The sequence below is a fragment of the Virgibacillus sp. CM-4 genome (assembly GCF_000445495.1).
Classification (GTDB): domain Bacteria; phylum Bacillota; class Bacilli; order Bacillales; family Amphibacillaceae; genus Virgibacillus; species Virgibacillus salexigens.
Genome location: NZ_AUQA01000002.1, coordinates 184494 through 197902, shown reverse-complemented (window position 1 = coordinate 197902; position 13409 = coordinate 184494). Strand labels below are relative to the sequence as shown.

At 37.0% G+C, this 13409-nt stretch carries 15 protein-coding genes; all 15 read left to right on the top strand.

Annotated elements, in window-relative coordinates; genetic code table 11:
• The first annotated feature begins 4 nt into the window (after positions 1–4).
• The 15 genes from bshB2 to M948_RS24825 all read left to right on the top strand — a co-directional run bounded on the left by bshB2 (position 5) and on the right by M948_RS24825 (position 13404).
• Positions 5–676, top strand: coding sequence for a bacillithiol biosynthesis deacetylase BshB2 (bshB2, locus tag M948_RS24895; RefSeq protein WP_031334975.1), 672 nt, complete (start codon positions 5–7; stop codon positions 674–676).
• 114 nt (positions 677–790) lie between these two features.
• Entirely contained in the window at positions 791–985 is a 195-nt protein-coding gene (locus M948_RS24890; protein WP_021289071.1) for a PspC domain-containing protein, read from the top strand.
• Positions 986–987: 2 nt separating this feature from the next.
• Positions 988–1341, top strand: coding sequence for a phage holin family protein (locus M948_RS24885; protein ID WP_021289070.1), 354 nt, complete (start codon positions 988–990; stop codon positions 1339–1341).
• A 207-nt stretch (positions 1342–1548) separates the two neighbouring features.
• Positions 1549–2484, top strand: a complete 936-nt coding sequence (hprK, locus tag M948_RS24880; RefSeq protein WP_021289069.1) for an HPr(Ser) kinase/phosphatase — start codon at positions 1549–1551, stop codon at positions 2482–2484.
• Positions 2485–2496: 12 nt separating this feature from the next.
• Positions 2497–3372: a prolipoprotein diacylglyceryl transferase gene (lgt, locus tag M948_RS24875; protein ID WP_021289068.1), complete on the top strand. Its 876-nt coding sequence runs from the start codon at positions 2497–2499 to the stop codon at positions 3370–3372.
• A gap of 51 nt (positions 3373–3423) precedes the next feature.
• Positions 3424–4386: a nucleoside recognition domain-containing protein gene (locus M948_RS24870; RefSeq protein WP_021289067.1), complete on the top strand. Its 963-nt coding sequence runs from the start codon at positions 3424–3426 to the stop codon at positions 4384–4386.
• A complete protein-coding gene (ppaX, locus tag M948_RS24865; protein WP_021289066.1) occupies positions 4361–4996 on the top strand; it encodes a pyrophosphatase PpaX in 636 nt (211 codons plus the stop codon). Before M948_RS24870 ends, ppaX begins: the two co-directional genes overlap by 26 nt.
• Before the next feature lie 4 nt (positions 4997–5000).
• The gene (locus tag M948_RS24860) at positions 5001–5516 is read left to right on the top strand and encodes an acyltransferase (protein ID WP_021289065.1); all 516 of its coding nucleotides are present in this window, start codon (positions 5001–5003) and stop codon (positions 5514–5516) included.
• A 14-nt stretch (positions 5517–5530) separates the two neighbouring features.
• Positions 5531–6079, top strand: coding sequence for a glycerol-3-phosphate responsive antiterminator (locus tag M948_RS24855; protein ID WP_021289064.1), 549 nt, complete (start codon positions 5531–5533; stop codon positions 6077–6079).
• A 143-nt stretch (positions 6080–6222) separates the two neighbouring features.
• Positions 6223–7020: an MIP/aquaporin family protein gene (locus tag M948_RS24850; protein WP_021289063.1), complete on the top strand. Its 798-nt coding sequence runs from the start codon at positions 6223–6225 to the stop codon at positions 7018–7020.
• Between the two features lie 40 nt (positions 7021–7060).
• Complete coding sequence (glpK, locus tag M948_RS24845; RefSeq protein ID WP_021289062.1) at positions 7061–8551, top strand: glycerol kinase GlpK; 1491 nt, start codon at positions 7061–7063, stop codon at positions 8549–8551.
• 242 nt (positions 8552–8793) lie between these two features.
• Positions 8794–10461, top strand: a complete 1668-nt coding sequence (locus M948_RS24840) for a glycerol-3-phosphate dehydrogenase/oxidase (RefSeq protein ID WP_021289061.1) — start codon at positions 8794–8796, stop codon at positions 10459–10461.
• Positions 10462–10623: 162 nt separating this feature from the next.
• The gene (locus tag M948_RS24835) at positions 10624–11625 is read left to right on the top strand and encodes a tetratricopeptide repeat protein (RefSeq protein ID WP_021289060.1); all 1002 of its coding nucleotides are present in this window, start codon (positions 10624–10626) and stop codon (positions 11623–11625) included.
• 77 nt (positions 11626–11702) lie between these two features.
• Positions 11703–12656 carry a thioredoxin-disulfide reductase gene (trxB, locus tag M948_RS24830; RefSeq protein WP_021289059.1) on the top strand — a complete coding sequence of 318 codons (954 nt, stop codon included), beginning with the start codon at positions 11703–11705 and terminating at the stop codon, positions 12654–12656.
• Positions 12657–12945: 289 nt separating this feature from the next.
• Positions 12946–13404 (top strand): NUDIX domain-containing protein, encoded by a 459-nt coding sequence (locus tag M948_RS24825; RefSeq protein ID WP_021289058.1) that lies wholly within the window; start codon positions 12946–12948, stop codon positions 13402–13404.
• Positions 13405–13409 lie beyond the last annotated feature (5 nt).

The window sequence follows — 13409 nt, the reverse complement described above, 5'->3', positions numbered from 1 at the left end:
GAGCGTGGAGAAACATGTTGTTGTTATTTTACCGCATCCAGATGACGAGTCTTTTGGATCAGCGGGTTCAATCGCAAACTTTCGTAGTCAAGGCATACCGGTAACATACTTATGTGGAACATTGGGAGAAATGGGACGAAATATGGGAACGCCCCCATTTGCAAATCGTGAAACATTACCGTTAATTCGAAAACAAGAATTACAAAATGCTTGCCAGGTGCTTGATATGAAGTTACAAATGCTTGGATACCGTGATAAAACCATTGAATTTGAAGATCGCATGGAGATTGCTAAACATTTAAAAGGAATATTAGATGAGATTGAACCGAGTCTGGTAATTACACATTATCCGGGATATGCTGTACATCCAGATCACAATGCATTAGGTGCAGCAGCTATCAAAGCAGTTGAATTAATGGAAGTAGAAAAACGTCCGGTTGTCTGGACGCAAGCATTTGCACGTGGATTTAAAGATGATCTTGGTGAGCCGGATGTCGTAAATGATGTGCTTGATCTATTTGAGAAGAAAATGGAAGCCATATTATGTCATGATTCCCAAGCTGGTGGGATTATTGGTCAATTAAAAGACTATAAAAAACTTGGTAATGACGTTCTACAACAAGCGAAAGAACAATTTGGAACAGAAACGTTTTATACGTGGAACTTTGATAACTAACCGTATGAATAAAAGTGAAGAAGAAAACGAAAACCTTTTGCCCCTTTAATTCGTATAATGTTTAAAGATAACAAGAAAAGGTTACTATTCATAATGATTAAAGGAGGATATTGTATGAAAAAATTATATCGTTCCAACACGCAGCGGATGATAGCTGGGGTACTTGGGGGATTAGCTGAGTATTTTAATATCGATGCGACCATATTAAGGCTTGTATTCGTTGTTCTATTATTTATGAGTGCATTTACCTTTGCTTTGGTTTACTTAGTGGCTATTTTTATTATTCCAAATGAAAGAGAGATTCACTAACGATGTTACAATGGCTAGTCTCCATTCTTTTAAATGCAGTTGCGCTTATTGCGGTTGCGCAATTATTCGAATCCTTCCACATGGATGGATTTGTGACTGCATTGTTAGCGAGTTTCATTTTAGCTATTTTAAATATTATTGTTAAGCCAATTTTGGTTATATTAACCCTACCAATTACTGTTATATCACTAGGTTTATTTCTTTTTATTATAAACGCGGTTACATTAATGATCACACAAGCGCTAATGGATCATTCATTCGTAATAGATGGATTTGGGACGGCCATTATCGCTGCTATTATTATTTCGGTGATAAACTTACTTTTAAATCGTTTGGTGAGAGATTCCGTGAGGTAAGATCGTGGGCAATTTGCCTACGATTTTTTATTGGGATATGCTACAATGAAGAAAACTTGTCCCCTTTTAGGACAAGTTCATAACCGTATGTACAAAGCAGGTAGCATTTCAATGACATATCGATGTCACAATCAGAAAATTCACCTTAATAAGGCTGGTTTTTATAAAAGGTAGTATGGTTATGCTTACTACAAGGAGGATAAACAAATGTCAACCGTACGCACCAAGGATTTATTAGATAATTTTAATCTAACACTTGTAGCTGGTGAAGATGGATTACATAGAGAGATTACGACAAGTGATATATCAAGACCTGGTATTGAAATGACAGGGTATTTTAAGTATTATCCGAAAGAACGTCTGCAACTCATTGGTCGAACGGAAATGGCTTATTTCTTAGATTTGACCGAGAGAGAAATGCTGGACCGAGTCGATCACTTATGTACGGATATTACGCCAGGTATTGTCGTTACACGAAATATGGAAATTCCCCAAGTAATGATAGATGCAGCAAATGAATCTGGTGTGCCGATTCTTCATTCACCAAGAAAAACAACACGAGTGATTAGTCGTTTGACGAACTATCTAGAAGCAAAATTTGCTCCTTTTACTGCGATTCATGGTGTACTTGTGGATATTTACGGGGTCGGTGTACTCATAATGGGACAAAGTGGTGTTGGTAAGAGTGAAACTGCGCTTGAATTAGTGAAAAGAGGTCATCGTCTAGTAGCAGATGATAGTGTCGAAATCAGACAGGAGGACTACGACAGCCTAATTGGTAATCCTCCTCCATTAATTGAACATTTATTAGAAATAAGAGGTCTTGGAATTATTAATGTGATGACACTTTTTGGAGCGGGTTCCGTACGTAGTAATAAAAAAATCTCCTTAATTATTAACTTAGAGATCTGGGATCAAAAGAAACAATATGATCGGTTGGGCCTTGATGAAGATAAAATGAAGATTATGGATGTAGAATTACCAAAAGCTACAATTCCAGTGCGACCTGGACGCAACTTAGCAGTCATTATTGAAGTAGCTGCGATGAATTTTCGTTTAAAACGAATGGGAGTTAATGCAGCAGAAGAATTCTCCGAGCGTTTAACGAATATGATTGATCAGGAAAATGAAGATAAAGTATAGGAGGTACATCGAATGAGTTGTTCAGCACCTGCTCTGGATCGCGTGTTCTTACAAATTGGCGGTTTGCCAATTTATTGGTATGGAGTCATCATTGCTGCCGGGGCTTTTTTAGGTTTATTTTTAGCAAATAGGGAAGCGAATAAACTAGGCATGCAGAAAGATATTATGGTTGACTTAGTTGTTTTTGCTATACCTATTGCCATAATATCTGCTCGGATTTATTACGTTATTTTTGAATGGGATCGTTATGTAGGTGGACCATGGACAGACATATTTGCAATATGGGAAGGCGGCATAGCAATACATGGAGCATTAATTGGCTCAGTCATTACTGCGATTATTTATGCAAAAGTAAAAGATGTATCGTTTTGGCAATTGGCTGATATTGCAGCACCTAGTATCATACTCGGTCAAGCAATTGGTAGATGGGGAAATTTTATGAATCAAGAAGCACATGGGGGCCCCATTGCGGAATCTACATATACCAATTTTCATCAATATCTACCTGATTTTATTATGAATCAAATGTGTATTGACGGTGTTATGTATCATCCAACCTTTTTATATGAATCCGTTTGGAATATTTTGGTGTTTGTCCTTCTGTTAATGATTCGGAGATTTAATCCAATTCGTGGTGAATTATTCCTTGGTTATGCAATTGCTTATTCCGTTGGAAGATTCTTTATTGAAGGAATGAGAACGGACAGTCTTTATTTAATAGGCTCACTTCGACAAGCACAATTGATTTCTATTGTCATCATTGTTGTAGCGATTATCTTAATTATTTATCGCCGCAAAACAGTTCAAGCAAGATACAAAGACAATAGTATGAAAGCTAATGGCAGCAAAGGAAAGAAAACAACGAAGCAAAAGAAGAAGAAAAAATAAGGTCTGGTAACTCAAATAAACGAAAGTTTCATATGAAAGAGGGAATATGGAATGTATGGGATCTTACATCGAGGACTACAGCAAGGGTTACATACTACGTGGACATTGGGCAAGGTTATTTTTCCCATTACGTTAATTGTGACTATTCTACAATTTACACCAGTATTACCATGGGTTATTGAACAGTTAACCCCTCTAATGGGGCTGATTGGTCTATCTGGAGAGGCGGCAGTACCATTAGTTTTAGGAAATAGTTTAAATTTATATGCAGGTATAGCAGCCATTGTATCCTTTGATTTTACAGTTAAAGAAGTATTTATCATGGCAGTAATGCTATCCTTTTCCCATAACTTGTTTATTGAATCTGCGGTAGCATCAAAAGTCGGGGTTAGTTGGTGGCTAATTGCAGGAATACGAATAGCTTTAGCGATTGTATCCGCAGTTATTATCAATCTTGTTTGGAATGGCGGTTCAGAACAAGCGGCTTATGGATTTATTTCTAATGGGGATCCCGCTTTAGATGGTTGGGGAGAAATCGTATTACAAGGAATTCAAACTGCAATTATTGCAGTTGGTCAATTAGCGTTAATCGTCATTCCGTTGATGGTGGTCATGCAATTCTTACGTGAAAAAGGATGGCTAACAATATTGTCAAACAAGTTCGCTCCGTTTACAAAAGTACTTGGAATGAAAGAAAACACATCAATGACTATGGTTGCTGGACTTACAATTGGTTTAGCATATGGAGCTGGAGTAATGATTCAAGCTGTAAAAGAAGATGGTGTAGAAAAAAAGGATATGATACTTGCGCTTATCTTCCTCGTATCCTGTCATGCTGTTGTAGAAGATACGTTAGTATTTATTCCATTGGGGATTCCTGTTTGGCCACTATTACTAATTCGATTAATTACTGCTATTGTATTAACAATGACTATCGCTTTTGTATGGAAAAATATGGATAAAAAGAAACATAGAAGGGAAACAACGAATGAGCATACGTACAATACTCTTTGATTTAGACGGAACATTAATTGATACAAATGAATTGATAATTGCTTCATTTATTCATACGTTTCATTTCTATAACTTAGACTTCTCAAGGGAAGAAATTATTGAATTTAATGGCCCTCCACTTGTCGATACTTTTAAGAAAATCAATCCAATACAAGCTGATGCCATGGTTCAAACGTACCGTGAACATAATTTACAGGAACATGATAATTATGTAAAAGCTTTTCCTAATGTAGTTGAAACAGTATCGCAGCTGAAGGATAAAGGTATTCAACTTGCGATTGTGACAACAAAAATGAGAAAAAGTGTAAATAAAGGGCTGGTGCTCACTGGACTAGATTCATTTTTCAGTACCGTAATTACGATCGATGATGTTAATCACCCTAAACCAGATGCCGAACCTGTTCTAAAAGCAATGAGAACGTTACAGGCAAATCCTGAAACAACCCTTATGGTTGGAGATAATTCGCATGATATAGAATCTGGAAAAAACGCAGGTGTACAAACCGCTGGTGTAGCTTGGTCGTTCAAAGGGAAACAACGATTAATGGAATATGAACCAACTTATATGTTAGAAGATATTCGTGATCTTTTAGTATTAACTGGAGTGTAGTTAAATGCGTAAAACGAAACGATTTCCTGTAAAAGATACAAATGCTTTATGGCAAATCTATAATACGGTACCTTTTTGGAAAGTAATGAAAAATTTTATCGTCATCCAATTAGCAAGGTATACCCCAATCATCGAAATAAAAAATTGGTTCTATCGTAAATGGTTATTCATGGAAGTAGGAGAGTATACTGCTTTTGCTTTAATGGTGATGCCAGATATTATGTTTCCAGAAAAGATTAAAGTGGGTAGAAATAGTGTGATTGGTTATAATACAACAATCTTAGCCCATGAGTATTTGATAAAAGAGTACCGGATTGGAGAAGTTATGATTGGTGACGAAGTCATGATTGGAGCAAATTCTACGATCTTACCAGGAGTGACTATTGGCGATCATGCAATCGTCTCAGCAGGTACCCTTGTGCATAAAGATGTACCTGCAGGTGCATTTGTTGGCGGCAACCCAATGAAAGTGATTTACACAAAAGAAGAAATGGAACAGCGAGAAGAAAAAAGAAATTAGAGTAGGTGATTGGAGTGGAAGTGCCAACTGGTATATTACCGGCGATCCGAAAGATGAAAGATTTTGATAAAGCATTAGAAACTCCTCATGATTCTATTGTTATTTTAGAAACACGGTTATCTCAGATTAAAAGCTTGGTAAACTATTCGAAGCGTGCAAACAAGCAAATTTTAATTCATTTTGATCTAATTCAGGGGCTGAAATCTGATGATTATGGGATGGAATTTTTAATTCGTGAAATCAAACCCGATGGAATTCTGTCAACACGAGCTAATGTTATTAGTATGGCAAAGAAGCACCAATTACTAGCCATCCAGCGTGTATTTCTATTGGATAGTTTGGCATTGGAACAAAATATAAAATTAATTAATCGAGTTCGTCCAGATTGTATTGAAGTATTACCTGGTTTAATACCAACGATGATTCAATACATACATGAACAAACAGAATTACCGGTGATAGCAGGAGGTTTAATAACAAAGGAAGAGGAAGTAAAGGCAGCATTAACTGCTGGAGCTATTGGTGTTTCAACTTCAAATACCGCGCTTTGGAATGTGAAGTGATCGGGTCAAAAGCCATTTACAAAAAATGGCTTTTTTTTGTGGGAATCTAGGCAACCAAATTGGTTAAGCACATACCTGTTATAAGTTTGCTCAATTTGTGGAATAACAAAAGAGCGGCTATCTTAGATAAATGAGGTGTGGATATGTCTGAATTCATAGGTGAATTAATTGGTACCATGATTTTAATTATTTTCGGGGGCGGTGTAGTTGCAGGGGTAAATTTGAAGAAAACATTATCGGAAGGCTCAGGATGGGTACTTATCTCTTTTGCTTGGGGATTAGGAGTTGCCATGGGGGTCTATGCAGTAGGTAGTATTACCGGTGCCCATTTGAATCCCGCTGTTACATTAGGTTTTGCTTCGATTGGTGAATTCCCTTGGGCGAAAGTGCCTATCTATATTTGTGCACAAATGTTAGGTGGAATGATAGGTGCAGTCATTGTGTTTTTTCATTATTTGCCGCATTGGAAAGAAACGAACGATCCTGATGTCAAACTTGGTGTCTTTTCTACGGGACCTGCGATTCCTAGTACGATGGCAAATTTAATTAGCGAAATGATCGGGACATTCGTATTAGTCATGGGACTGCTGTTTATTGGGGCGAATACTTTTACCGAAGGACTGAATCCATTAATTGTCGGCTTATTAATTGTGGTTATTGGTATGTCACTTGGGGGCACAACTGGTTATGCTATTAATCCGGCTCGTGATTTAGGACCACGAATTGCACATTGGTTTTTACCAATTCCTGGAAAGGGACATTCCAATTGGAGTTATGCGTGGATACCAGTAATTGGGCCGGCCCTTGGTGGAATCTATGGCGGGCTTTTTTATGAGGCAATTTTTAAAACAAATGGTACAATAATATTTTGGGTCTTTAGCATAGGAATTTTATTATTATTTGTTACTGCATTAGTACAAGAGTTGAAGAAAGCGTCATAGTGGTGGTAAATTAGTAGTTGATTGTTGGGGAGGAATAGAATTGAAAAATTATATACTATCTTTAGATCAAGGAACAACAAGTTCTCGAGCGATCATTTTTAATCATGAAGGAGAAGTAGTAGAATCGGCTCAAAAGGAATTCCAACAGTATTTCCCGAAACCAGGATGGGTAGAACATGATGCCAATGAGATTTGGACATCCATGTTGGCATGTATTTCTGATGCGTTACGTAAAGCAGATATAGAGCCTTCGGATCTTGCGGCGATTGGTATCACTAACCAACGAGAAACAACCGTTGTGTGGGATAGACATACTGGTAAGCCAATTTATCAGGCGATTGTTTGGCAATCAAGACAAACAAAAGATATCTGCGAACAATTGATTCATGATGGCTATAGCGATACATTTCGTGATAAAACAGGATTACTTATAGACCCATATTTTGCGGGTACAAAGGTAAAATGGATACTTGATCATGTGGAAGGTGCAAGAGAGAAAGCAGAAAACGGTGATCTTTTGTTTGGTACGATTGATACCTGGCTTGTCTATAAACTATCAGGAGGAAAGCAACATATTACGGATTATTCCAATGCTTCAAGAACATTAATGTATAATATTTATGATCTAAAATGGGATGAAGGATTATTAGAAATTCTTGGCATTCCTACATCTATGCTACCAGAAGTAAAACAATCATCAGAGGTATATGGCAATACAGTGGATTATCATTTCTTCGGTTATGAGGTTCCAATTGCTGGTATGGCAGGTGATCAACAAGCAGCCTTATTCGGCCAAGCTTGTTTTGATAAAGGAATGGCCAAAAACACTTATGGTACTGGTTGTTTCATGCTTATGAACACTGGAGAAAAAGGTATGAAGTCTGAAAACGGATTATTGACTACCATAGCATGGGGTGTAGATGGGAAAGTAGAATATGCATTAGAAGGAAGTATATTTGTTGCAGGTTCAGCAATCCAATGGCTGCGTGATGGCTTAGAACTTATTCATACATTTTCGGAAACTGAAAGCTTAGCGAATGCTGTCTCTTCAACAGAAGGAGTTTATCTTGTGCCTGCTTTCGTCGGTCTAGGCACACCCTATTGGGATAGTGATGTAAAAGGTTCACTATTCGGATTAACGAGAGGTACATCTAAAGAACATTTTGTTCGGGCTACGTTAGAGGCATTAGCTTACCAAACTAAAGACGTTGTTGATGTAATGGTACAAGAAGCAGGAATGCAGGTGAAGAAATTTAGAGTGGATGGTGGAGTAGTCCAAAATAATTTCCTTATGCAGTTTCAAAGTGATATGTTGAATGTTGATGTTGAACGTCCTGTTATTAATGAGACGACGGCTTTAGGTGCAGCTTATCTTGCTGGACTTGCGGTCGGCTTCTGGGAAAGCAAAGAGGAAATCGCGAATCAATGGAAGATTGATCGAACCTTTACTTCTACCATTTCAAAAGGAGAACGAGAAGAGTTGTACAATGGATGGAAGCAAGCGGTGAAAGCAGCGCAATCATTTAAATAAGCCTGTACAGACCAAAATACTTACCACTTTACCTTTCATAATTTATATGTTATACTTCTAATTAAGTTAATATGTGGACGGAGAAAAGGAGAAGCCGCAATCAACAAATATACCTTGTATATTTGTTTGTTTTGCGGCTTCTTTTTTGATTAATTGAATATTTTCCGTCTGCCCATACATGACTATCCATAAATTTGGGTATTTATATGTATAGACATTAGTGGAAATTGGGGAGTGATCATGTGAATAACTTTTCTAGTTATAAACGAACAGAACGATTAAAGGAAATGGAAAATACAAAACTGGACTTACTTGTCATTGGTGGAGGAATAACTGGTTCAGGAATCGCACTAGATGCCACAGTAAGAGGATTAAAAACAGGTCTTTTAGAAATGCAGGATTTTGCTGCTGGAACATCTAGTAGATCAACCAAGTTAGTACATGGAGGCCTTCGTTACTTAAAGCAATTTGAAGTGAAAATGGTAGCTGAAGTCGGAAAGGAAAGAGCGATTGTTTATGAAAATGGTCCCCATGTAACCACTCCAGAGTGGATGATGCTTCCATTCCACAAAGGTGGAACATTTGGGCCGTTTACAACAAATATTGGTCTTCGTGTTTATGATTTTCTTGCAGGGGTTAAAAAAAATGAACGGCGTAAAATGTTTAATCCTGAAGAAGCTTTAAATCGCGAACCACTGGTCAAAAGAGATAATTTAAAAGGCGCAGGCTATTATGTTGAATATAAAACAGATGATGCTCGTCTGACAATTGAAGTATTAAAGAAAGCTGTACAAAAGGGAGTACAAGCTGCTAATTATATGAAAGTCACTGATTTTATCTATAATGATAACAACAAGGTTGAAGGAGTTGTCGTTGAGGATCAAATCAATGGTGAAGAATATCGTATTTTTGCTAAAAAAATTATCAATGCTGGTGGTCCTTGGGTTGATGAGTTAAGAGAAAAAGATGGATCTAAAAAAGGAAAGGCACTTCATCTAACCAAAGGAATCCATTTGGTATTTCCGAAAGAAATCTTCCCGCTGCAACAAGCCGTTTACTTTGATACGCCGGATGGTCGGATGATCTTTGCTATTCCTAGAGAAAATATTACCTATGTAGGTACTACGGATACAAGCTATAAGGGAGACATTGCCAATCCAAAAATGACAGTTGAAGATCGTGATTATTTAATTAATGCAATCCATTATATGTTCCCTTCATTAAATATTACTGCTGACCATGTAGAATCAAGCTGGGCTGGCTTACGTCCGTTAATTGCTGAAGAAGGAACAGACAATCCTAGTGAGATCTCTAGAAAAGATGAAATTTTCGTATCTGATTCTGGCTTAATTTCAATGGCTGGTGGTAAGTTAACGGGGTATCGTAAGATGGCTGAACAAGCAGTAAATACGGTAACAAAACAGCTTCAAGAAGAAGAAGGTATTATGTATTCTAAATCGGATACGATACATCTACCTATATCTGGTGGAGAAGTTGGTGGATCGCAAGGGTTTAAAAAATTCATGGAAAGAAAGTCTGCTGAAGCAGTGGCAGAAGGTATAGATGAATCAACAGCGCGTAATTTAATTCAAAAATATGGCGCTAACTTTGAGACTGTTCTTGAGCTTTATCGTACAAAACAAGGAGAAGCCAAACAAGCAGATATCGATCCAGTAGTCTTTGCACAACTTCTATATGCTATTAAACACGAAGCGGCTTATAAACCAGTAGACTTCTTTATTCGACGTACAGGAGCATTATTCTTCGACATTGAATGGGTAAGATCACATAAAGATAATGTCATTGACTATATGGCTCAAACACTGAACTGGACGGATGACCAAAAAGAAGTATTTACAAAACAGTTGGACGACTTAATGTATGATGCCACACATCCGGTTGCTAACTAATATGCCTTTAAAGGAATACCTACGAAGACTTTCCAGACAACTTGAGGAATTCGCGTAGGTGTTCCTTTTTGCTTTTGAAAATGGTTCGATTTTACTACTATATAATTCCCCGCCTATTTATGATATACTTTGTTCGTATGTTTACAAACTAGGGGGATACACATGCAACAGGTTACAAGTAAATCAAGTGGAAAACAAAACAATGTTCTCCCTTTCATTCCTGAAGGTGATTTTTATTTCACAAAAGGTGTAGAAGCTTTTCAAAAAAGAAAATTCGACATAGCAATTAAATGGATGAAAAAAGCGATCGAACAAAAGCCAGCGGATCCATTATATAAATGCCAACTATCGATTATATATACAGAAATTGGTGCTTATCATGCTGCCAATCAATTATTAACGAAGGTATTACAATCATCTGAGTATGTAGATTGCTATTATTTAATGGCTAACAACTATGCGCATCTTGGTTTATTAAATGATGCTAAAAAATATGCCGATCTTTATTTGGAAAAACAGCCTGAAGGTGACTTTAAAGATGATACGCTTCGTTTATTAGATTTAATTGATATTGAAGATGATGAAGACGATTGGGAAATGGAAGATGAAGATGAATTGCTCATTTATCAAGAAACCGTCTTTTATCATATGGAGAATTTAGAATGGGATAAAGCGATCCCTTTGTTAGAAGAAATGATGTATTTATTTCCTGAACATAAAATCACCAAGCATGATTATACACAAGCTCTATTCTTTTCCGGTTATCAAGCTAAAGCAATTGAATTAGAAATAAATGAGCTTAAAGAAGACCCTACTTCTTTATACAGTCATACAAATTTAGCTTTGTTTTATTATACAATGGATAATCATAAAGAATATGATTTTCATATTCAGACATTACTAAATGTATATCCTATTCATGAACAGCAAAAATTACGGATTGCTGTTACGCTGTCAAGAACAAGACAACATGTCGAAGCTTATCGTCGGTTTGTGTTACTTGCAAAACCAAAAGTAGCTGGTCATCCATCCTACTTTAGATGGTATGCTTTATCAGCTTATTATATCGGTGAAACAGCCAAGGCTGAACTGATCTGGCAAGAAGGAACAAAGAAACATTCTAATTTAACCAATGAGTTAGCTCCTTGGGAAATGGATACTTGAGCATAATAATAGACGAATCCAGTTGATTTTAATAAGCTAAGTATGGCTGAATTATAATAGAAAAAGGGGCGATAGTGATGTCCGAAAACCAAATGTATGATGTTATTATTGCAGGGGCTGGCCCTGCTGGTATGACTGCCGCTGTGTATGCTTCTCGTGCAAACCTAAACACGCTAATGATTGAGCGAGGCATTCCCGGAGGTCAAATGGCAAATACCGAAGATGTGGAAAATTATCCAGGTTACGACCATATTTTAGGACCTGATTTATCAAATAAAATGTTCGAACATGCAAAAAAGTTTGGTGCAGAATATGCTTATGGTGATATTAAAGAAGTAATTGATCACGGTGAGTACAAAACAGTTGTTGCTGGTAAAAAAGAATATAACACCAGAGCACTAATTATAACAACTGGTGCACAATATAAAAAACTCGGCATCCCTGGAGAAGAAGAATTAGGTGGGCGTGGCGTTTCATATTGCGCTGTTTGTGATGGTGCCTTCTTTAAAGAGAAAAATCTTATTGTAATCGGCGGAGGAGACTCAGCTGTAGAAGAAGGGATTTATTTAACGCGCTTTGCAGATAAAGTAACTGTCGTGCATCGTCGTGATGCTTTACGTGCACAACGAATCCTTCAGGATCGAGCATTTGATAATGATAAAATTGATTTTATTTGGGATACAGTAGTTGAAGAAATTAACGAATCTGGCGGAAAAGTCGGAAGCGTAACTTTAAAGAACAATAAAACTGGGGAAAAATACGATCATGCAATCGATGGAGTATTTGTTTATATTGGCATGGTGCCATTAAGTGAACCATTTAAGTCTCTCGGAATAACAAATGATGAAGGCTACATTCCTACAAATGAGCATATGGAAACCAATATTTCTGGAATTTTTGCTGCTGGCGATATTCGTGATAAAACCTTACGTCAAATTGTGACTGCAACCGGAGATGGAAGTATTGCAGCAGAAGCTGCCATAAAATATGTAGAAGACCTTAACGAAGAATTAAAAACAGCGAACTCTTAATAACAAAATACCGTTTTTAAGAAAAATTTACCAATAGTAATTGGTTTTTAATGGCGTTGTAATATATTCGCAATAATTATGGGGTATAATAAGAAGTAACTAATTGACCCCCTTTTAATAGATAGATTAGTTTTTTGGCACAGGTGTTGTAACCTGTGCTCTTTTTTTTTGCTTGAAATAAGTTGTTGGTAAATAACTACAGGACAGGCTTATGGAAGTTTTTTGTCGGAACTAGTATAATTAAATTTGGAATGAACGAAATTCCGTTTTTGTATTGAGGTGAATTGGAATGCAACGTGTGACCAATTGCATAGTAATAGATAATAACCATATATTAGTAATAAAAAAACCAAAACATGGCTGGTATGCTATTCCTGGGGGTAAAATGGAGCAGGGAGAAACAATCCGGGAATCGGTAATTCGAGAATATCAGGAAGAAACAGAGCTGTCTCTCCACCATCCAAGATTAGCTGGAGTCTTTACTTTCAGTATTTTGGAAGACACAACTTCTACACGTGAATGGATGATGTATACATTCGTGTGTGAGCATTATGAGGGGCAGCTAACGGACTTTTGTAGAGAAGGAGAACTTGAGTGGGTTGAAATAGACCGAATAAAATCTCTACCTATGGCTGAAGGTGACCGAATGATATATGAACATGTACTGCAACATGAAACGGTAGTAACTGGAGCTTTTTCTTATACAGAGGAAGATGAACTAATTAATTATCGGATAGATCCATTATAGGACGA